This window comes from uncultured Tissierella sp., from assembly GCF_902479755.1.
Taxonomy (GTDB): domain Bacteria; phylum Bacillota; class Clostridia; order Tissierellales; family Tissierellaceae; genus Tissierella; species Tissierella carlieri.
Genome location: NZ_CABSQO010000035.1, coordinates 1 through 21462, shown reverse-complemented (window position 1 = coordinate 21462; position 21462 = coordinate 1). Strand labels below are relative to the sequence as shown.

The 21462-nt window shown below is 34.3% G+C and carries 19 protein-coding genes; 7 read left to right on the top strand and 12 right to left on the bottom strand.

Annotated elements, in window-relative coordinates:
* Positions 1-4 precede the first annotated feature (4 nt).
* On the bottom strand, positions 5-226 hold the full coding sequence (locus tag RDK80_RS15785; RefSeq protein ID WP_024822623.1) for a helix-turn-helix transcriptional regulator: 222 nt from the start codon (positions 224-226) through the stop codon (positions 5-7).
* A gap of 647 nt (positions 227-873) precedes the next feature.
* Between RDK80_RS15785 and RDK80_RS15780 the strand changes: the two genes are divergently transcribed.
* The 4 genes from RDK80_RS15780 (at position 874) to RDK80_RS15765 (ending at position 6339) form a co-directional block, all read left to right on the top strand.
* Positions 874-3177 (top strand): phage/plasmid primase, P4 family, encoded by a 2304-nt coding sequence (locus RDK80_RS15780; RefSeq protein WP_308524840.1) that lies wholly within the window; start codon positions 874-876, stop codon positions 3175-3177.
* A gap of 273 nt (positions 3178-3450) precedes the next feature.
* Positions 3451-4350, top strand: a complete 900-nt coding sequence (locus tag RDK80_RS15775) for a phage major capsid protein (RefSeq protein ID WP_308524839.1) — start codon at positions 3451-3453, stop codon at positions 4348-4350.
* 75 nt (positions 4351-4425) lie between these two features.
* On the top strand, positions 4426-4629 hold the full coding sequence (locus RDK80_RS15770) for a transposon-encoded TnpW family protein (RefSeq protein ID WP_308524838.1): 204 nt from the start codon (positions 4426-4428) through the stop codon (positions 4627-4629).
* A gap of 57 nt (positions 4630-4686) precedes the next feature.
* A complete protein-coding gene (locus tag RDK80_RS15765) occupies positions 4687-6339 on the top strand; it encodes a recombinase family protein (RefSeq protein WP_308524837.1) in 1653 nt (550 codons plus the stop codon).
* Positions 6340-6432: 93 nt separating this feature from the next.
* Here the strand turns inward: RDK80_RS15765 and RDK80_RS15760 are convergent, their stop codons facing one another.
* Both RDK80_RS15760 and RDK80_RS15755 read right to left on the bottom strand, forming a co-directional pair.
* A complete protein-coding gene (locus RDK80_RS15760; RefSeq protein ID WP_308524836.1) occupies positions 6433-8586 on the bottom strand; it encodes a LysM peptidoglycan-binding domain-containing protein in 2154 nt (717 codons plus the stop codon).
* 93 nt (positions 8587-8679) lie between these two features.
* Positions 8680-9579, bottom strand: coding sequence for a TIGR01212 family radical SAM protein (locus RDK80_RS15755; protein ID WP_094904084.1), 900 nt, complete (start codon positions 9577-9579; stop codon positions 8680-8682).
* 208 nt (positions 9580-9787) lie between these two features.
* On the opposite strand from RDK80_RS15755, the gene RDK80_RS15750 reads away from it, so the two are divergent.
* Positions 9788-10321, top strand: a complete 534-nt coding sequence (locus RDK80_RS15750; RefSeq protein ID WP_094904085.1) for a DUF6512 family protein — start codon at positions 9788-9790, stop codon at positions 10319-10321.
* A gap of 5 nt (positions 10322-10326) precedes the next feature.
* Here the strand turns inward: RDK80_RS15750 and RDK80_RS15745 are convergent, their stop codons facing one another.
* From RDK80_RS15745 to RDK80_RS15735, 3 genes are all read right to left on the bottom strand, one after another.
* On the bottom strand, positions 10327-11034 hold the full coding sequence (locus RDK80_RS15745) for a M48 family metallopeptidase (RefSeq protein WP_094904086.1): 708 nt from the start codon (positions 11032-11034) through the stop codon (positions 10327-10329).
* Between the two features lie 162 nt (positions 11035-11196).
* Positions 11197-12258, bottom strand: coding sequence for a DUF4179 domain-containing protein (locus tag RDK80_RS15740; protein WP_094904087.1), 1062 nt, complete (start codon positions 12256-12258; stop codon positions 11197-11199).
* A complete protein-coding gene (locus tag RDK80_RS15735) occupies positions 12245-12811 on the bottom strand; it encodes a sigma-70 family RNA polymerase sigma factor (protein ID WP_094904088.1) in 567 nt (188 codons plus the stop codon). Before RDK80_RS15735 ends, RDK80_RS15740 begins: the two co-directional genes overlap by 14 nt.
* Before the next feature lie 343 nt (positions 12812-13154).
* Here RDK80_RS15735 and RDK80_RS15730 point away from each other — a divergent pair, with 343 nt between their 5' ends.
* Positions 13155-14117: a GIY-YIG nuclease family protein gene (locus tag RDK80_RS15730; RefSeq protein WP_094904089.1), complete on the top strand. Its 963-nt coding sequence runs from the start codon at positions 13155-13157 to the stop codon at positions 14115-14117.
* A 19-nt stretch (positions 14118-14136) separates the two neighbouring features.
* Here RDK80_RS15730 and RDK80_RS15725 read toward each other — a convergent pair whose 3' ends face one another.
* Positions 14137-15453 carry a DUF4179 domain-containing protein gene (locus tag RDK80_RS15725; RefSeq protein WP_308524835.1) on the bottom strand — a complete coding sequence of 439 codons (1317 nt, stop codon included), beginning with the start codon at positions 15451-15453 and terminating at the stop codon, positions 14137-14139.
* Positions 15454-15969: an RNA polymerase sigma factor gene (locus RDK80_RS15720; protein WP_094904091.1), complete on the bottom strand. Its 516-nt coding sequence runs from the start codon at positions 15967-15969 to the stop codon at positions 15454-15456.
* Positions 15970-16404: 435 nt separating this feature from the next.
* Here RDK80_RS15720 and RDK80_RS15715 point away from each other — a divergent pair, with 435 nt between their 5' ends.
* Positions 16405-17247, top strand: coding sequence for a pentapeptide repeat-containing protein (locus RDK80_RS15715; protein WP_094904092.1), 843 nt, complete (start codon positions 16405-16407; stop codon positions 17245-17247).
* A 405-nt stretch (positions 17248-17652) separates the two neighbouring features.
* On the opposite strand, the gene RDK80_RS15710 is transcribed toward RDK80_RS15715, so the two are convergent.
* The 4 genes from RDK80_RS15710 to RDK80_RS15695 all read right to left on the bottom strand — a co-directional run bounded on the left by RDK80_RS15710 (position 17653) and on the right by RDK80_RS15695 (position 21382).
* Positions 17653-19065, bottom strand: a complete 1413-nt coding sequence (locus RDK80_RS15710) for a dipeptidase (RefSeq protein WP_094904093.1) — start codon at positions 19063-19065, stop codon at positions 17653-17655.
* Positions 19066-19264: 199 nt separating this feature from the next.
* A complete protein-coding gene (locus RDK80_RS15705; RefSeq protein ID WP_094904094.1) occupies positions 19265-20194 on the bottom strand; it encodes an LD-carboxypeptidase in 930 nt (309 codons plus the stop codon).
* 23 nt (positions 20195-20217) lie between these two features.
* Positions 20218-20757 (bottom strand): spore maturation protein, encoded by a 540-nt coding sequence (locus RDK80_RS15700; RefSeq protein WP_308524834.1) that lies wholly within the window; start codon positions 20755-20757, stop codon positions 20218-20220.
* A gap of 22 nt (positions 20758-20779) precedes the next feature.
* The gene (locus RDK80_RS15695) at positions 20780-21382 is read right to left on the bottom strand and encodes a nucleoside recognition domain-containing protein (RefSeq protein WP_094904096.1); all 603 of its coding nucleotides are present in this window, start codon (positions 21380-21382) and stop codon (positions 20780-20782) included.
* Positions 21383-21462: the final 80 nt, after the last annotated feature.

Genomic DNA, 21462 nt, shown 5'->3' with positions numbered 1-21462 from the left:
AACTCTACTTCCTTTCTTCAACCATATTGGGCACTAATTCCATGATATCTTTAAAATCAACGCCAAGTGCCGTACAAACCTTTACAAGAACGTCCATACTGACATATTCGTTTTTAGAAAGCTTTGAAATTGACGATGGACTTATTCCCGCAGCAGCTTGTAAATCTTTCTTCTTCATATCGCGGTCTATCAACAATTTCCAAAGCTTTTTATAGCTAACGGTCATCTTGGTCACCTCTTTATATATGTTTTTTCCATTATAGCACATTTTCTTCAAAAATAACATGATAATTCTGTGTTTGTGAAGTGATTTTACAATGTTAACAAAGATAATGACAGTTGTGTTTGCCTTTCTCTTTGGCTTTATTCAAATAAATACTTTTAGACAAAAAAGTCTGTAAGTCTATTTGTAAAACCAAAGGCAAAGTTATAACATTCAGCCTTCTTAAATTTAATATCACTTTCGCTCAAATTCGAGCAAAAACACAATCATTACAGCCGTCTTTACCTTAGAAAAAAGACAGGCTGTTTTTTGTTTTAAGGGTTCGAATCAATAGAATTATTCGCTTATGGATGAGGATGGAAAATATTTTTCTAAAATCCTCAACTAATGTGTTCTACCAAGGCTATGAGGTGAGAGGAAAAATAATCTCCCAATGAAAGCATAGTTTTTCTCTCACTGCTCCTTGACAACTGAATACCCCGAAATGCAAGAGATACTTCAAGCAGAATATGCCATGACGATAATTCCGAGCGTATTCCTTGAAAGATAACGAGGTTGTGTCAAACAAGGCAAACCCTCTGGAACAGTAGCGTTTCGGGTCATTTATAAAAGGCAAGGAGGTGAAATAACTGAAAACAAAATATGATAACTTGCCACAGAAGCTTAAAGATAAGCCACAGTTTTGTTGTTGGAAATATGAAGAGCGAAGTGGTAGAAAAACCAAAGTTCCCTATAACCCAGTAACAGGAAAAAGGGCAAAAGCAGATCAGCGGAGTACATTTAAAGATTTTAGTTCGGCGGTAGCTGCTATAAGTGATTATGACGGTATCGGATTTTTGGTGGGTAATGACATTTGTGTTATCGACTTAGATGATTGCTTTGATAGCAGCAGTAAGCTTAAGCCTGTTGCCCAAAATGTTGTAGAGACTTTTAGTGGTTGCTATATGGAACACAGTCCGTCTGGAAAAGGGTTGCATATTTTCTTTAAGGCCACAGGCTTTAACTTTGACAAGACAAAATACTATATCAACAACAGAAAGCTGGGAGTTGAGGTCTATGTGGCTGGAGCAACAAATCGTTTTGTTACCGTAACAGGCAATGTATTTGCAGATGGTGATATACCGGAGAAATCGAATGAGCTTCAGATGATACTAGACAAGTGTATGCTGCATCCTACCACTGTGAAGCAACTAGTCGATACAGAAAGTCAATCCTATCTGTCTGACAAGTCTGTTATTGAGAAGGCTTTAAAATCGGTAAACGGAGGAAGGTTCAAAGCATTGTGGCAAGGGGATACATCTGGCTATGCTTCTGCCAGTGAAGCTGATTTGGCACTTTGCGGTATGCTGGCATTTTGGTGTGGCAGGGATATTGGACAGATGGACAGACTTTTTCGGCAGAGCGGCCTAATACGAGATAAATGGAATAGATCACAGTCCGGCAGTACTTATGGAATGATAACCATAGAAAAAGCTATCGCAAATGCTACTGAAATATATAAACCAGGTGGTAAGCGTTCATCAGCTACAGAGGATTTTGGTGAATGTTCTCTTACTGGCTTTAAGCCTGAGAGTAACGATCGCTACCCTTGGACGGATATTGGGGCAAGCAGGCTGTTTGCTGATTATTATAAATCTTTTGCCCGCTTTGTTCCCGAAAGGAAGATGTGGTTTTGCTATGAGAATGGCATTTGGATTCCCGATGTAGGGAAGCTCAAAGTGATGGAAATGTGTAAATCATTGGCTAACCAACTACTAACCTATGCTTTGACTATTCAAGATGAACATCAAAGAAAGGCATACATTGACTATTGCCGAAAATGGCAGTCAAGAAGATACCGAGAAACGGTGCTTAAGGATGCACAGAGTGTATATCCCATATCAATGGCTGAATTCGACCAAGACCCGCAGGTACTCAACTGTGCCAATGGAACATTGTTTTTAACATCCATGGATTTTCATCCCCACAACAGCGAGGACAAACTTACTAAGATATCTGGTGTTAAATATGACCCGGAAGCAAAAAGTGAGCGATGGGATAGATTTATTCATGAGATTATGAGCGGAGATGAGGAAAAGGCAAAATTCCTCCAAAAAGCCTTTGGTTACAGTATCAGCGGAGACACTCGGTATGAATGCCTGTTTGTTCTCTATGGTGCTACAACTCGAAATGGTAAAGGCACGCTATGTGAGAGCGTTCTTAAGGTATTGGGCAGTTATGGCTGTACCGCAAGGCCAGAGACTATCAGTCTGAAAAAGAACAATAACAGTTCAAGTCCAAGTGAAGATATTGCCCGGCTTGCAGGAGTACGCTTTGTGAATATCTCCGAACCTAGCAGAGGACTTGTCCTAAATGCTGCACAGGTAAAAAGCATGACGGGTGGTGACACCATCAACGCAAGGTTTCTACATGAGAATTCTTTTGACTTTTCGCCAAAGTTTAAGCTGTATATCAACACCAATTATCTGCCCGTTATTACGGATATGACGCTGTTTTCCAGTGGCAGAGTGGTGATTATCCCTTTTGAACGACACTTTGATGAAAGCGAGCAGGATAAAAACCTAAAACGTGAATTCGCCAAACCGAAGAATCAGAGTGCTATCCTCAACTGGCTAATTGAAGGCTATCAGCTGTTAAAAAAGGAAGGCTTGACTTTACCTGATTCCGTTAAGACAGCAACGGAGGCTTATAAGCGTGACAGCGATAAAATAGCATTATTTTTCGAGGATGCCTTGGAGGAAAGTCCTAATAGTGAGGTGCGGACATCCGAAGTGTATGCCCGGTATCAGCGTTGGTGTAGTGCCAATGGATGTTATTCGGAGAATGCAAGAAACTTCAAACAAGGATTAACAGCTATCGCCCGTGTAGAACGGAAACGACCACGTTCTGGTGGTGGAATGACCACAATGCTTATCGGATATAAGCTGACAGAAGAAGAATTTCTTCTTATTTAAACACAGTGTAGCAGCTTGTAGCAAGAAAAACAGGTTATATAAAAAATCGCTCTCGTATAGAGAGTTTAGTTTTTACCTGCTACATCTTGCTACAAAGCTTAAAACCACTGAAAACACTGGATACAACTCCATGTGTTAATACCTACCCCTAGGGGAGGTTAAATCTCCACACCTTTTCATCTGGATAACGGGCGTGGGGCAACGCGTAAAAAAACGCAGTTTCAAACGGGGTATATACCCCACAATCCATTTTAATTTAGGAGGTAAAGGATTATGGCAACATCAACAACTTATAATAGAGCGTTTTGGAATGTTATGAAAGGAAAAGAAGAAAATAATCAAAATCTAAGCGAGGGTTTTGATAATGCAGGAGCCTATGTCGCACCAGATGAGTTCAGAGAAGGCTTTAACACTGCTTTGGCAAAGGAAAATATATTCCGCAGATTTGCTACTGTTATCAATCTATCTTCTGCAGAAGGTAAAATTCAAGCGGTATTCTCAACGGGCACAGCAGATTGGGTTGAAGACGGAGATCCAATCCCCGAAATTGCCGATACATTTACACAGTTTCTGGTGAAATCATACAAGCTGGCATCTCTTGTCAAGCTAAACCGCTCATTCGTCACCGATATGAACTTTAATCTTGAAAAATATCTGATGGGTGATTTTGCGAAGCGTTTTGGCAAGGCTGAGGAAAATGCATTGCTTAATGGAAATGGCACAACAAAGCCAACAGGTATCCTTACGGCAGACGCAGATGTAACAACAGCAGATAGTGCTACCATCTCTTTTGACGAGATTATTTCGCTGTATTTTTCATTAAAAGATGAATACCGAAATAACGCTGTGTTTATCATGCACGATAATACTGCCATGCTTCTTAGAACCCTTAAAGATACAAGCGGTAGTTATCTGTGGAATTCTTCAGATAACACCATCTTCGGAAAGCCTGTAGTTACCTCTCCATATATGCCTACAGTATCTGCAGGAGCGAAAAGCATTGTATTTGGAGATTTATCATACTACTGGCTGATTGAGCGTCAGCCAATAACAATAAAAAAATTAAGTGAGTTATATGCATTGCAGGGGCAAATTGGATTTTCTGCTTACGAGAGATTGGATGGCAAGCTGATTCAACCGGATGCTCTGAAAATATTACAAATAAAAGCTTAAATAATGGATTAGGCACTGGGTCATCAATTCGGCTCAGTGCCAGTTCCTTCAAAACATCGGATAGGAGGTCACGATATGGAAAACCAAAGTAACAGCCACACAACCAAATCCGATATCGGAGGTACGGTCTATGTGGTGGAATCACGAATAAGTGATTCAGCAAAGGAAAGTGCATATTCCAAGCTGAAACGACTGATTACAGTCAACGCAAAAAGCCTTTCAAAGTTATCTGATAGTTCATATAAACCCACGGAAATCAACTCGACTTCTTCAAGGTAGTACGGTAATATACATAGTGCTAAACCGCTTGAAGACTGTCGGAAATGGAGGAGAAAAATGAATAGACAGTCAACATTTAGCACTATACGTAAATCAACATTAGCATTTGAAGAAGCGAAAATTACTGCTCTTTACTGCAGGCTTTCACGTGATGATGAGCTTGCAGGAGACAGTAATAGTATAGTATACCAGAAGGCAATTCTAAAAAAGTATGCTGAGGACAACGGTTTTCGCAACATCGAATTTTATGTGGATGATGGGGTCAGCGGTACAACTTTTGATAGACCAGACTTTAACCGCATGATTGCTGATGTAGAGTCCGGTAGAATTGGAACGATTATCATCAAGGATATGTCCCGATTCGGCAGGGATTACCTTAAAGTAGGATATTACACAGAGATTATGTTTCCTGAAGCAGATGTACGATTCATTGCTATTAACAATGATATTGATAGTGCAAACCAAACGGACAGTGACTTTACACCGTTTCTTAACATTATTAATGAATGGTACGCTAAGGATACTAGCAAGAAAATCCGTGTTGTGTTCAAATCCAAGGGACAATCTGGCAAGCCACTCTGCACCAATCCACCTTACGGTTATATTAAAGACCCTGAAGATAAGCTGCACTGGATAATAGATGAGAAAGCCGCCGAAGTGGTCAGAGATATTTTCCGACTGTGCATGGCTGGCTTTGGACCCACGCAGATAGCAATGCAACTTGAAAAGCGATGCATTGATACACCTACGGTTCATCTTCGCAAAATGGGTATTAACACTCCAGCAAGACCACCTGAAAACCCATATGCTTGGTCGGCTCGTACCGTAGCAGATATTCTGGCTAAAATGGAATATCTAGGCCACACAGTGAATTTCAAGACTTCTAAAAAGTCATATAAGAGCAAAGTCAAGATAATGAACAATCCAGAAGATTGGCTGATTTTCAAAAATACCCATGAAGCAATTATTGATGAGGGGACTTGGGAAACAGTGCAGAAAATCAGAGATGGCAAGCGAAGACCATCGCGATTAGGTGAAATGGGAATGCTTTCTGGCATGATGTTTTGTGCCGACTGTGGAGCAAAGCTGTATCAGGTTAGAGGCAAGGGATGGACACACGATAAGGAATATTTCGTTTGTGCTACTTACCGCAAGAAAAAGGGTATGTGCAGTTCACATCAGATACGCAATGTTGTAGTGGAACAGCTTTTGTTAGAAGACTTAAGGCGTGTAACCTCCTTTGCCAAAGACCATGAACAGGAATTCATCCGTATAGTTATGAATAATTCAGAAAAGGAACTTGCCAAAGAACTCCGCCAAAGTCAAAAGGAGTACGAACAAGCACAGGCTCGTATTGCTGACATAGACAAAATCATTCGAAAGCTATATGAGGATAATGTGATGGGCAAAATTCCTGAAGAGCGTTTTTACAAGATGTCAGCTGAATATGAAGCCGAGCAGAAGGCACTGGAAGAAAGGATAACTGAATTAAAACATACCATTGATACAGCAAATGAACAGTCCCTCAATACCGACCGCTTTTTGGCACTAGTAAAAAAGTACACAGAAATTACAGAATTGGATGCAGAGATTATCCGAGAGTTCATTGACAAAATTATAGTCTTCAAGGCTGAAAAGATAGATGGCCGCAGAACCCAGCGGATTCAAATTTTCTATAACTGCATTGGCGCTATCGACTTACCAAAATAAACGAAAAAACGGCATAGCCGAATATCAACGACTATGCCGAATTTTTTAGGAATTATAAATCCCTATCTGACCGCTCCAAATGGGGACCTTTTATTACATATTAGGAACACAAATTGCTTTACCCACTACGAAATCTGACGGAGTTAAGTTTGCATTCATCATCATTAGGGCCGAAACGGATATATTAAATTTTTGAGCTAATGCTACTACTGCTGCTCCGCTTGATGGAATATCCCCTTGAGCTATAGTATATTTTTTAGCACCCGTGGGACAGGGGCATCCCATATCAACATGAGGCATTATACAAATTTCTTGACCTGGAGTAAGTCTATCCAAGTTCACATTTGGATTAGCTGCCATTAAATCCATTACTGATACATTAAATCTTAATAAAATAGTTCCCAAGTTATCATTTTCTCTAACTACATATACTGTTCCACCTGAACAATGGCAAGGAGTTGGTGGTTCTACCTTGGGAATACAAATCAATTGACCTACCTGAAGATTATTTGGATCAACACCTGGATTAGCTGCCATTAAAGTTGCCAAAGGTATATTAAACATCGCTGCAATACTAAATAAGGTGTCTCCTGATCTCACTGCATAATATACTCCATTACATGGTGGTGTCGGTGTACCCCTTGGTATACAAATCACTTGACCTACTTGTAGATTATTTGGATTAAGCCCTGGATTTACTGCTAGTATTGCTTCTACTGTTGTATTAAATGTCATTGCTAGCATATGAAGCGTATCTCCTGCTTTTATTGTATAGGAGAACGTTCCCACTGGACATGTTGGTGGCGGTGGTGTAGTTTGTGGTATACAAATCACCTGACCTATTTGTAGATTATTTGGATCTATTCCTGGATTTATTGCTAATATTGCTTGAACTGTTGTATTAAATCTATTTGCCAACCCGAATAGGGTATCTCCTGCTCTTACTGTATAAGCAAAGCTTCCCGGTGGACATGTTGGTGGCGGTGGTGTAGTTTGCGGTATACAAATCACCTGACCTATTTGTAGATTATTTGGATCTATTCCTGGATTTATTGCTAATATTGCTTGAACTGTTGTATTAAATCTATTTGCCAACCCGAATAGGGTATCTCCTGCTCTTACTGTATAAGCAAAGCTTCCCGGTGGACATGTTGGTGGCGGTGGTGTAGTTTGCGGTATACAAATCACCTGACCTATTTGTAGATTATTTGGATCTATTCCTGGATTTATTGCTAATATTGCTTGAACTGTTGTATTAAATCTATTTGCCAACCCGAATAGAGTATCTCCCGCTCTTACTGTATAAGCGAAGCTTCCCGGTGGACATGTTGGTGGCGGTGGTGTAGTTTGTGGTATACAAATTACCTGACCTATTTGTAAATTATTTGGATCTATTCCTGGGTTTACTGCCATTATTGCCTCTACTGTTGTATTAAATCTATTTGCTAACATAAATAATGTATCTCCCGACCTAATAGTATAAGCAAATGTTCCTGACGGACATCTAGTTGGTGGCGGAGGCGTTGCTCCAGGTATACAAATTACCTGACCTATTTGTAGATTATTTGGATCTATTCCTGGGTTTACTGCCATTATTGCTTCTACTGTTGTATTAAATCTCCTAGCTAACATAAATAATGTATCTCCTGACCTAATAGTATAAGCAAATGTTCCTGATGGACATCTAGTTGGTGGGGGAGTAGTTGTACTTCCAGGTATACAAATTACCTGACCTATTTGTAGATTATTTGGATTAATTCCTGGATTTATGGCCATTATTGCTTCTACTGTTGTGTTATGTGTGATTGCTAATTTATATAGCGTATCCCCCGACTTTATTGTGTAAGCAAAGCTTCCCGATGGACATCTAGTTGGTGGGGGAGTAGTTGTGCTTCCAGGTATACAAATTACCTGACCTATTTGTAGATTATTTGGATTAATTCCTGGATTTATGGCCATTATTGCCTCTACTGTTGTCTTATATGTGATTGCTAATTTATATAATGTGTCTCCTGCCTTTATTGTGTAAGCAAAGCTTCCCGATGGACATCTAGTTGGTGGAGGAGTTGTACTTCCAGGTATACAAATTCTTTGACCTATTTGTAAGTTATTTGGATTAATTCCTGGATTTATGGCCATTATTGCTTCTACAGTCGTATTATGTGTTATTGCCAACTTATAAAGCGTGTCGCCCGATTTAATTGTATAGGAAAAACTTCCTGTCGGACATGTTCTATTATTACTCATACTTACCACCCTTCTTTCTTTATTCTATGCATTAATATACTATGCAAAAATATGATTAAGGGTTACTGTGTCTAGTTCTAAAAATTTTATATTTTAAGTCTCTAAGAAATTTCGTATTTTAAGTTCCTTGTCTATCATAGATAATACCTTTAATTTATCTAGGCTCCATTTAGGCTCGTGAAGCAATTCTCTTTTCCCATCTCCTGTTATTCTGTGGATTACCATATCTCTAGGGAGCATCTCAATTGCATCTACTACTAAAGATACATATTCTTCTCTGCTCATTATAGGAAAAGGGTTTTTCATATAATAGTCATATAAATCCGTGTCCCTTTGTATATAAAGTGAGTGAAGCTTTATGCCCCAAGTCTTAGTATCAGCCACAAATCTCACTGTATTAAGCATATCATCTTTACTTTCACCGGGTATCCCTAGTATTATATGGGTAACAACTTTAATATTTTCTCTTTTTAGCTTTTCTATAGCTTCTTCATATATCGAAAGAGGATATCCCCGTCTTATTAATTTAGCTGATTTCTCATGGATAGTTTGCAAGCCTAACTCTATCCACAAGTAAGTCTTTTTATTTATTTCAGACAGTAAATTCAAAATTTCTTCTTCTAAACAGTCTGGTCTTGTAGCTACGGCTAGTCCAACAACTCCTTGGGTATTTATAGCTTCATAATATAATGTTCTAATTCTATTAATTGGTCCATAGGTATTAGTAAAGTTTTGGAAATATGCTATATATTTATTAGAATCCCATTTTTTAGATAAGAGTTTTTTCTGTTCTTCTATCTGTTCCTCTATAGAAACCAGCTTAGATCCTGCAAATTCCCCAGAACCTTTCTCCCCGCAAAATATGCAACCTTTACTTCCGATGGTTCCATCTCTATTAGGACAAGTAAATCCACCATCTAATGATAGTTTCATTACCTTACCACCGAATTCTCTTCTTAATTCTTCATTTAATGTATAGTATCTTTTTGACATTATAAATTACCTCTCGTAAATTAATCTATTAATTCAAGTTCCACAACTATTTTTGCTTTATGTTATCATTATACTATATTTTTTGTACAACAAAGATCAATTGTATCTCTACTTTTCTCATGATATGAAATAAATTACCTTATCTTAATACTTTATATTGTTTTATGGCATAATATAGAAATAATATACTATTAGGAGGCGGATTTATATGTTTAATGATTATACCAAGGTTAAAAAGTGGGAACTTTGGGGAATTCTTTGGATAATTATAGTAGGTTCTCTTCTCCATTTTACTTACGAATGGTCTGGAAAGTCACCTATAGTAGGAGTCTTCAGTCCAGTTAATGAAAGTGTTTGGGAACATCTTAAATTAGGATATTTTTCTCTCTTAATTTTCTCTATTATAGAGTATTGGTTCATTAAAAATGAAGCTAATAATTATTTCATTGCAAAAGCTATAGGAATTATTTCAATGGAAGTATTTATTGTTATAGCATTTTATTTATATACTTGGATAACAAAGAATCCTATTCTTTTTATGGATATTGGCATTTTTGTACTTGGTGCTATAATCTGCCAATTTATTAGCCTAAAGATAATGAAACTAAGAATAAGTAAAACAACAAATAGCCTTGGATTAATTATTTTTATATTAATAGGTTGTCTTTTTATTTTATTTACCTTTTACACTCCAGAGCTACCTATATTCATGGATTCTAAAACTAAAAAATATGGTATATGAACTTATCACATACCATCAATCACTAATCCATTTAACTCTTTTCTTACATTTCTCCAGTCTGGATAGTATTTATCCATAATGGCCTTAAATTTATCTCCATGTCCTCTTTCTATAAGATGGACCATCTCATGTACTATTATATATTCAAGACAGTGGAGTGGTTTTTTGGCTAGTTCAAGATTTAACCAAATCCTCTTAGCCTTGGGGTTGCAAGTACCCCATCTAGTTTTCATTTGTTTAACTCCCCATTCCTTCACCCTTAAATCCATTATCTTTTCCCATTTATCTATCATAGATGGAATAATGGATTTTAGTTCTTTTCTATACCATTCTTTCATTATATTTTCTCTTTTTTCTTTACTGCTTTCTTCATTCACATATAAATCTATATATTTATTATTTATTATTTCTACTCTAGACTTATTACTACTTTGATGTACCACATTTAGTAAATATCTTTCACCAAAATAACAATGACTTTCACCGGATATATACTCATACTCTGGAATTTTCTCCTGGTTTTTGAATTTTTCTCGTTGCCCTTTTATCCAAGACATTTTTGATAGGAGAAATATTCTAATATCATCATCTTTCATATTTTTCGGTGCAGAAACTCTCACCTCACCATTTGGGGAATGAACTGATAAATTAATATTTTTTACATCCTTTTTAGTTACTTCTATTTCTGTATTATCTATAATTATTATAGCCATCTCAATACTCCTCTTGACTTTCTGTCAATTTTTGAATACCTATTTTTATCTTCTTTAGAATCTTTTAAATGCACATTATCATAATATTACTTTGAATACAATAGTTTTATTTTCTTTCTAAAATAGTATGAACATGGAGAGGATATCCTCTCCATGTTCATACTATTTATTTAAAAATATTGTAAACTCCTTTCCAATTTGTTTACCTTCAGGATAATCCATAGCAAAGGGAGTTAAAGTAATAGATGTAATTTCATCAGACCACTCCCTTAAAAATCCGTAGTTTTTTTGATATTCAAATACAACCCCCTCAGGAGATGATGAATCTATAAAAAATATTATTCTATTATTTAAATTATCATATCCTTGCAACTCAATACGAAGAGGGTATTCATATTCTCCAATGACTTCACGTTTTCCTTTAATAGTTTGTCTTAAAGGATTGTATTCTAACTCTTCAAGGCTATATACCTGATTGTCTATAGTAAAGGTATAATCAATAGGTAAAGATTTAGTTTTTAATACCAATTCTTTTCCATTAGCAGTAAATTCAAATTCCCATTTACCACTTTTAACGCCTTCCGTATCTTTTAACTCTCCTATATAATACCTTAAATCTCTTAATACTAGCTTTATTTCTATATCCTCCATCTGGTCAATTCTATTGATTCCATAGGAGCATAAAGAATAAAATAAAGTCTTTGTATCGTCTACAAAACCTGTTTTTTGAGATATACCTAATTTGTTAGGTATTTTTTTTCCATTTATAAAAAGATCCACATTTTCAAAACTCACACCTTCTACCGGTTCTGTAGTATTTAATATAGTATTAAATACTAGTCTGTCATTGTCTACAATTACTTCACTCAACTTAACTTCTATCCCTTTATCTTTCTTTATTTCATTTATCATATTTATATAGGGCTTAATATCTCTTTCAATATTAAAAATTCTACCTATGGAGTAGGATATTTCCTGAATTTTTGATTCTGCAGCAGCATAAACATATCTTCCAAAAGGTGTTCGAAGTAAGATTCCTACGGTTAATATTAGGATTGCGGCGGCTATTCCAAACTCTTTAAGACTAGTTTTATTTCTTATGTTCTTCTTAAAAGTCTTTTTTAATCTTTTTTTCTCAATATTATTCAATTCTTCACAATTATAATCTTCAATATTAAAATCGACTTGATTCAAAAATTGATAAATATTCTTAGAATCCTTCATTCTTACAGCCTCCTTCAATATGAGCCTCATTACGTATTTTCTTCTTTCCCCTAGAAAGCCTATTGTATAATATTGATTTGCTTAGACCTGTTTCATTAGATATTTCATTCATATCCTTATCTTCAAAATAAAATTTCTTAAAAATCACTCTATCCTCTACAGATAGGGTATAAAGCATCTTTTTAGTTTCTTCTCTGATTTCATTTTCTAGAATCTCTTTTAGAGAATTATCTTCTGCATGAATAACTACATCTTCTATATTCTGACTTTCTATATCCTTTAAATACTTCCTAACATAATCAATAGATTTATATTTTGCAATTCCTCCTATCCAATTTTTAAAACTATTCCTTTTGGAATCATAGTAGATTATATTGTCCCAAATGGCCAAGAGGCAATCATTCATACATTCCTCATAAAAGTTGGGGATGCAATATAGATGCTTTTTTATAACGGTTTTAATAATCCAAGCATAATTGTCAACAACATACTCTAAAGCCTTCTCATTTCTTTTTATCAGCTGTTCAATAAAATTTTCTTCAGTTATTTTCAATATAGTCACCTTCTTTTTAACAACCTTCTACATGTAGATTATTCTAGGTAATTACCCTTTCACTTAATACTTCGTAGCAAAGAAGTAAAACCTATCAAAATTTGTAGTTTTTTCATAAATTATTTATAGAAATCTCCGTGAGCTGTTCAAATACATATTATCTTACCATCTTTATTATACTGTGGACATTGAGAATACCCAAATTATATAACAACAAAACTAAGAGTTTTCCTAATTCTATGGCTGTTTTAGACTTATACCCTTTGATTTGCTACTTTTAAATCACCATCGGTTTTAGTATAATATTATTCTAAAGATATGGTATTGGAGAGAAGGTACATCTATGAGTAAAATTCCAGAGCATTTAATAGAAAAAATAAATTCAATTCCGACTCAATCTGGAATTTATAAAATGCTTGATTCCAATGGCAGGATTATTTACGTTGGCAAAAGCATTTCTCTTAGGAATAGAGTGCGTTCATATTTTGCAGATAATCCTAAATGGGCTAAAGTAGAAAAAATGGTATCTTTTATTGATGATATTGAATATATAGTCACAGATACTCATTTAGAAGCAATACTATTAGAATGCAACTTAATTAAAGAAATAAAACCTATGTTTAATTCACAGCTTAAAAATGATGAAAAATATGTTTATCTAAAGGTAGAAGATTTCAATATCTATAATCCTTTGTCTATAGTAAATAGTAGAGAAGATAATTGCTATGGTCCCTTTAGAAGAAAATTTTCATTAATTGAATTAATTAATTCCTTTAAAAATATTTATCCTATAGCCAAAGCTGATAAAGGTTATGATTTTGAATATAATTTAATGCCAGTTCCCATGGATAGAAGTATCTTTGAAGAAAATAAAGAATCGTTACAAGAGATTTTCTCAGATGATAAAAAAATGATATTATTAATCAATAGATTAGAAGGAAAAATGAAAGAAGCAGCTGCTCAGCTTCAATTTGCAACTGCTTCTGTTTATAGGGATATGATCTATGGTTTAAACTATTTAAAAACTGGAATCTATGGTTACAAAACCATGTTTTTAAAAGATATACTACTAAAGATGCCTATCACCAATGGATATAAATTATTTTTCGTATCTAAGGGGGAAATTTTATTGAAATCTGTTTTTTCTACTTTAACAGAAGATGATATACAAGATTTCATTAATATAGGTAAGGACTTAAAATCATCTATTTCTAGCAATTTAAATGAAAAATCAAGTATGGATTACAGAGATATATTATATTCAGAAATTAAATCATTGCCTGGTGAAATGGTTATATATTTATGAGTTAGGGAAAGCCCCTAACTCATTGCTCTATACTGTATTCATATATTGTTTCATTGTATGTTCTATTATATCTAATCCTTTGAATATCTAGTTTCAAATTTTCTCCTGTTCCCTTAAATTCAATAGTTCTAGTCTGATTTATTTTTTCTGTATCTCCTTCAACTATATCTTCAAAATTTCCTTCAATAGTTTGCTCCGCTTCGACTTTCTCTCCATCTATATCTAAAAACACTGTACTTAATATTAAATCTTCATCTGTTGTGATATTTATATAGGTATTTCCTTCTGATTCATAAACTTCATTGATTCTTATATCTTGCTCTAGGATTTTCATATCCTTATTAATTTTCCCTTTCTGTAGTTCAATAACTTCCTTAATATCATGATAACCACTAAAGGACTTCAGTACTATTTGAATATCTTTTGTGTCATGAGGTAATGCATCATAAGACATATTAAAGCGACTACCTTTGGTGCTTCCACTCATACTTGCACCTTGCTTTTGAATGTCTTTACCATTGGCTATTATACTCAACTCTATATCACTACTCATAGAGTGTTCACCCTTGACTTTATCTATTCCCAGTTCAATTATATTTTTAATTTGTCCCTTTATAACGGTAGATGTAGGAGAAGCTATTAAGGATTTAATTTTTATTTTTCTTTGATCTGCTTCAATCTCCTTATTAATTCCAATTTTCAAGCTATGTCCCATGGCTTGATTTCTATCTAATTTGAATTCAATTATTCCCGTTTCTTCCATATCAATTGAATGAAATTTTAATTTCATCTTTCTCTCATAAAACATTGGTTTATCGCAAGTCATTATCCATTTCATCTCTGTTTTATCTTCATTTACTTGACCATGACCACCTCTATTATAGGTAACTCCAAATAACCCCTGTACATACATAAATCCAAAATCCCGATAAATTTCTTCTACATTCCCTGAAGGGTCATTTATAGTATAGAATACAATTAAGTTGTTATCATCTAACATTATACCGTCTAATGTAACCTTACTTCCATCTTTAAAGGTACAGGATTTATTGATAATCTGCCCCTTCCCTAACTCATTTAGTTCTTGTAAAGTTCCATTCATTACATTATCGTATCCAATTAATTGCTTTGCATAATAAGCTAAAGTATCTACATTATATCCTATAAGGAGAATTGCAATAATCAATGCTGCAACCTTCCATTTAATATGAAATTTTCTTTTTTTATTAGGTATATTGTCTAAGGCATCTCTCAATCTATCTTCCACATTTTCTGGGATTTTTAACTTATTTAATTTATTTTTTCCTTCATTTAATAGACTTTCAATATTATCCACTTATATCATCCTTTCCATGGATTCTCTTAAATTTCTCATAGCTATGCTTATTCTAGACTTTACTGTGCCAAGAGGAACTTTAAGTATTTGTCCTATGGTTTCATAGTCAAGGTCTAGAAAATATCTTAATTTAATGACTTCCTGATGATTAGGACTTAGGTTAGATAAGTATTTTTCTAATACTATCTTATCCTCTGGATTTTCATCGATTTCATAAATACCTTCTTCCTTTATATCTTCTAAGGAAGTAAGCTTCTTTTTCTTTTTCAATATACTTTTACAAGAGTTAACCAATATGGTCTTACTCCAACTATAAAATGCGTCATCTTTCTTGAGTTTATGTATATTTTCATATAGTATGACTATCATGTCTTGCATTGCATCTAAAGCATCGTCTTCATTCTTCATATAAACATAGGCTAATTTATAGTAATCTGTTTTTTGAGCCATAACTAGTTGCAGCAAGGATTCTTTATCCCCATTTTTTGCTTGCTTGATTAGTAGTTTTTCCTCCACTTCCTCACCCCTATCTCTATATAAGAGTATTGTACCATTAAAAAAGTTCATTTATATTAAATATTATTTTAATATAAATGAACCAATGAAGAAAATAATTAGTAACCATAGCACTTCAACTATTTAGATAAAACACCATTTGCAGGATTTACTTAAGTTGAAAGAAGTATTTTCAATCTATTATTGATTTTGCGGCTCATAAGTCCTCATAACTTCTCATAGAAGCTTATAAAAAAGCTGAAGAAGCTGGAAGAGGACAAATTTATTTTAGTAACTTATTGGATTTTTCTTTTTTTCCATGTTTCTCCTCCCGTCATATTTTTATGGTTTATGTAGCATTTATTGTAGATAGATTGACGATTTTACCATTTATTATTATACTATTAACACAAAGGTGTCACAAGTGGCACACCTGTGAGGAAGGAAGTGAATAAAATGAATACGCTATTTGAACCTGATATTGATTTATCTATCTTCAAACCATATACAATAGACTGTAGTAAATGCTGCGGTTTATGCTGTGTTGCTCTTTACTTTTCAAAGATAGACGGCTTCCCAGATAACAAAAACGCTGGCATACCATGTAATCATTTACAGCACGATTATAAATGCAAAATACATTCAGCTCTTTCTAAGCAGAGGTTAAAGGGATGTATGGCCTATGATTGTTTTGGAGCAGGTCAACAGATCACCAGCCATTTAACAGAACCGCCAAACTGGAAAGCCCTTTCACCAAAGGAAGCTAAAACTATTTTTGATTCCTTCTCAACCGTTATGCAGGTACATCAAGTGCTTTGGTACTTAACAATTGCTTCGACATTGGGTTTGGAAAAATCAGAGAAAGAACAAATCAGCCTACTACTTAACCAAGGGAAAGAACTAACCAGTCAATCCTTGGAGATAATTCAAAATATGGATATAAAATCATTTCGGGAAAAATCAAGTTTAGTTTTGAGAAAAATCTGTTTAAATATTGCAGATAAGTTTTCTAATCATGGAAAATCAGATTCTAACCCAAATTACATGGGTAGAAATTTCAAGCAGAAAAATCTTATTGGTAAAGATTTTAGTATGTCCTTATTGATTGCTGCAAACTTAGAAGAGGCTAATTTACTGGGTGCAAATTTCCTAGGGGCAGATATGAGAGATACCAATATCAAAAATACTGATTTAAGCCATAGTTTGTTTTTGACCCAAATTCAAATAAATGCAGCAAAAGGAAATGAAAATACTGTTTTGCCTCCCTATTTATATGTCCCTATATCATGGCAACATTAGTCTGAAGGTGGTGATGCTGGAAAGTAATCATCATAAAGACCGACGCCCCCGACAATACATTGTACCGAAAGATTGTTTCTATACTGTGCAAAGTTGAAATGCAGGACCATCAAAAAAATATAGTGTTTATGCAGCTTTTCGGCATTTTGATTGTTCTGATTTGAAGATTTTTCTTTTTGATTATCAACGAATTAAATGTTATTTTTTAATAAAATTTTACAAATTCAGCAGCTGGCTTTCTATAACCTCTAACTTTACTACTATTTTTTGTCCATCTTACCCATAGTGATCATGATAACTGCCACTTCATTTTCTGGAATATTTAAAAATTGGCTAATTTTATCTTTATCTTAAGGAAAATATGCAGAAATAATTGAAACAGCAAGGGTTTCCTTGCTGTTTCAATTATTTTATATAAAAGATTCTAGTTTCTCTTTGAATATCTCCTTTATTATCCCAGACTTCAAAAGTAACTACATGAAATTTTTCTTTTAATGGTTTTTTTATTTTTAGAGACAAATTAGATGTCTTTTCATTATAAATAGGTTTATATGAAATACCGTCAACTATTATTCTAGACTTAGTTTCATCAATTTTCGCCCCACTTAAGATTTCTATCTTTGAAGCTAATAAAGGTGTAGAATTTACTACTATTTCCCCCATTTTGAGTTCTGGTGTAATATATAGATTCCTTTTAGAATTCTTAGAATTGGCTTTAGCTATCCTTTGAACCTCATTTAAAACCCTCAAAGTATTCTTTCCCAAGAGTTTCCCTATATCTTCCTTCGAATATCCTCTTCTTACTAATTCTTCAGTAACTTTATACAATTCTGAAGAGTCTTTGATATCATTAGGTAATCTTCCCCCATCAAAATCAGAGCCTATCCCTACATGATCAATCCCTGCTAGTTTTACTGCATAATCAATATGGTCTACATAATCCTTTATATATGCTGACTTCGAATCTGTCAAAAAATCTGGATAAAATACTATGCCTATTACTCCTCCATTTTTACCCAATGCCTTTAATTGTTCATCTGTTAGATTCCTAGGATGCTTTCTCAAGGAGTAAACTCCTGAATGCGATGCTATTATGGGTGCTTTTGAAATAGCTATAATATCCCAAAAAGTACTTTCAGCCATATGAGATACATCTATTAGCATACCAAGTCTATTCATTTCAATAGCCAATTTCTCTCCTAATTTTGTAAGTCCACCGGAGGATGGAGTTTTTTTAGGATCACCATATATCCTGTTACATCCTTCTCCTAAATAATTTGAATAATTCCAGTTAAATCCTACTACTCTAACTCCTAAATCATAATATTGATTAACGAGTTCTATGGCATTACTCTCATTAAATGAATATCCGCCTTCGATAGTAGGAACTGCCGCAACTTTCCCATCCTTAACTATTTTTTCAATTTCTTCTACAGTTCTTACAATTTTAAATGTATCTCTATTGTTTACTTCAGTCCAATATAAAGCATTAATCAATGCCAATGTTCTGCTTATACTTTTTGAGTCATTACCATAATATCCAGCAGTATATGCTGCAAAAAATGGAACTTTCAATCCCCCTGCTTTTAGTTTTGGTATATCTATATGATTTTTTGTATCTTTACCGATATTTACTTTAGGTAACCAGGTTTCATTATCAATAACCTTCATCATAGTATCATTGTGACTATCCACGATTATGGAATCAAAATGTATTTTCAAATCCTCTTTCTTCCCATAAGCTAATACTAAAGATGGATTTAAAAAAGGCAATACTACTAATATCACGAGTAAACAACAAATGAATCTTTTATTCATTATTTTATCCTCCTAAGTAAAGGTTTTAGCTACCTTTATTATAATATTCCTTCTTAGCTTCTATTAACACTATTATATAAGCTTATATTCAGATTCTCAATATTTATTAGAATTATTATCCCACCATTTGCAATATTCCCTTATGAAACTTTAAAAAGCAATATTGCTAAGCGGATAATCCGCTTAGCAATATTATTTTTTACTCTGTACAATTTTCTAATATTATAAGTTCTTTTTTGTCTGCATCAAGCCTAGCTTTTACACCAAATGGAAGGGTAACCATTGGCTCACAGTGTCCAGCTTGAAGATTATATATAGTAGGCTTACCTATTGGTTTTATATAATCATCGATTACTTGCTCTAAAGTTAAATTTTCATCATGCTTTTCAGACACACAATTGTTAAAATCCCCCAGTATAATACCGCTAGCATCATGTAGCTTTCCTGATAATCTTAATTGATTTAACATCCTATCTATATTGTAAGGCTCTTCTCCTATTTCTTCTATAAATAAGATTTTATCCTTTACATCTATTTCATAAGGTGTACCAATTGTATCTACTATTAAAGATAAATTCCCACCTATTATATTACCTTCAGCTATACCTCCATTTATAGTAACTATTTCTTCTTCTGGAGGATTAGATATTTTCCCCATAGGTTCAGTTTGCATAATTGCCTTAAAAAGGTTGTCCCTAGAAAACTCAGAGAAATCTCCTATCATATCTGAGGCTACCATAGGTCCATGATAAGTAACTAAGTCAGTTATCTGGGTAAAAGCTATATGTAGTGCAGTAATATCACTATATCCTACAAATACCTTCGGATTATTTTTTATAGCTTCATAATCTAATAAATCAAGAATACGAGGTGTTCCATATCCCCCTCTAATACATATAATTCCATTTACTTCTTTGTCTTTAAACATTTCATTTATATCTTCTGCCCTGACAGCATCTGTTCCTGACAAATATCCATACTTTTCATAAGGACTTTTACCAATTTTTACCTCAAACCCCATTTCAATCAGCTTATCATGAGCTTTTTTAACTCTTTCTTCTGTAGTAGGGCTAGCTGGTGCTATAATTCCTATTGTATCTCCTAATTTTAATGCTTTTGGTTTAATCATAACGACTCCCCCTATAGGTTATATTACATTCCAAAGAATAATCTTGTTACAAGAACAGCTGTAACTAATCCTGCAAAGTCAGCCAATAATCCAACTGGAAGTGCATGTCTCTGTTTTTTAACAGCTACGGAACCGAAATATACTGCTAGTATATAGAATGTAATTTCTGTTGACCCCATCATAACTGCTGCCATACGTCCTATTAATGACTCCGTTCCATGAGTTGTTACTAAATCTGTCATTATACCTTGGGCTCCACCACCAGATAAGGGTCTCATAAATGCCATAGGTAATACTTCTCCCGGCATACCAATTAAATTAGTTATAGGACTTAAAGCCTTGGTTAATAAATCCATAGCACCAGATGCTCTAAAAGCGCCTATGGCAACTAACATTGCTACAAGGAAAGGAATTATTCTTACAGCAGTAGTGAAACCTTCCTTAGCTCCTTCTGTAAAAGATTCATATACTTTAACTTTTTTAGCCATTCCAAAGACTATAAAACCAACAATTATTACAGGAATTGCATAGATTGATATTGCTTGCATTACTTTTACGAACATTGATCTTCCCCCTTATCTTATATTAGTTATTAGCCTTTTTCATCTGATACTTAGGTAGTTTTTGAAATGTCTTAGACGCAATAATTGCAACAACTGTTGATACAGTAGTAGCTACTAATGTTGGTCCTATTATCTCCGTAGGATTTGTGGCTCCTGCCGCTGCTAATATTGCAATAGTAGATGCAGGAACTAATGTTACTGAAGAAGTATTGATGGCTAAGAATGTAACCATTGCATCAGTTGCTGTTTCTTTGTCATCACTTAATTTTTGCAGCTCCTGCATTGCTTTTAATCCCAACGGTGTAGCAGCATTACCTAATCCCAACATATTTGCAGCAATATTCATTATCATTGCACCCATTGCAGGATGTTCTGCTGGAACATCAGGGAATAATCTAATCATTAATGGTCTTAGTAATTTTGCAAGTTTCTCAACTAGTCCTGAATCCTCAGCAATCTTCATAAGTCCTAGCCATAGAGTCATTATTCCAATAAGTCCCAAAGCTAAATCTACACCTGTCTTTGCATTATCAATTGCTGCATTTGTAACTGCCTCAAGATTGCCTGTAGCAGCTCCAACTACAAATCCAATGATAAGCAAACCTGCCCAAATAAAATTAATCATTAAGATGCCTCCTTTAATTGTTTATCGTTTTGTAAACTTAAATGAAAATTGAGGACTCCAACCTCTGTATGGTACAATGT

Coding starts and splice junctions, on each gene's coding strand:
- RDK80_RS15785 (WP_024822623.1), bottom strand. CDS start 226: ATGACCGTTAGCTATAAAAAGCTTTGGAAATTGTTGATAGACCGCGAT.
- RDK80_RS15775 (WP_308524839.1), top strand. CDS start 3,451: ATGGCAACATCAACAACTTATAATAGAGCGTTTTGGAATGTTATGAAA.
- RDK80_RS15770 (WP_308524838.1), top strand. CDS start 4,426: ATGGAAAACCAAAGTAACAGCCACACAACCAAATCCGATATCGGAGGT.
- RDK80_RS15765 (WP_308524837.1), top strand. CDS start 4,687: ATGAATAGACAGTCAACATTTAGCACTATACGTAAATCAACATTAGCA.
- RDK80_RS15760 (WP_308524836.1), bottom strand. CDS start 8,586: ATGAGTAATAATAGAACATGTCCGACAGGAAGTTTTTCCTATACAATT.
- RDK80_RS15755 (WP_094904084.1), bottom strand. CDS start 9,579: ATGTCAAAAAGATACTATACATTAAATGAAGAATTAAGAAGAGAATTC.
- RDK80_RS15750 (WP_094904085.1), top strand. CDS start 9,788: ATGTTTAATGATTATACCAAGGTTAAAAAGTGGGAACTTTGGGGAATT.
- RDK80_RS15745 (WP_094904086.1), bottom strand. CDS start 11,034: ATGGCTATAATAATTATAGATAATACAGAAATAGAAGTAACTAAAAAG.
- RDK80_RS15740 (WP_094904087.1), bottom strand. CDS start 12,258: ATGAAGGATTCTAAGAATATTTATCAATTTTTGAATCAAGTCGATTTT.
- RDK80_RS15730 (WP_094904089.1), top strand. CDS start 13,155: ATGAGTAAAATTCCAGAGCATTTAATAGAAAAAATAAATTCAATTCCG.
- RDK80_RS15715 (WP_094904092.1), top strand. CDS start 16,405: ATGAATACGCTATTTGAACCTGATATTGATTTATCTATCTTCAAACCA.
- RDK80_RS15710 (WP_094904093.1), bottom strand. CDS start 19,065: ATGAATAAAAGATTCATTTGTTGTTTACTCGTGATATTAGTAGTATTG.
- RDK80_RS15705 (WP_094904094.1), bottom strand. CDS start 20,194: ATGATTAAACCAAAAGCATTAAAATTAGGAGATACAATAGGAATTATA.
- RDK80_RS15700 (WP_308524834.1), bottom strand. CDS start 20,757: ATGTTCGTAAAAGTAATGCAAGCAATATCAATCTATGCAATTCCTGTA.
- RDK80_RS15695 (WP_094904096.1), bottom strand. CDS start 21,382: ATGATTAATTTTATTTGGGCAGGTTTGCTTATCATTGGATTTGTAGTT.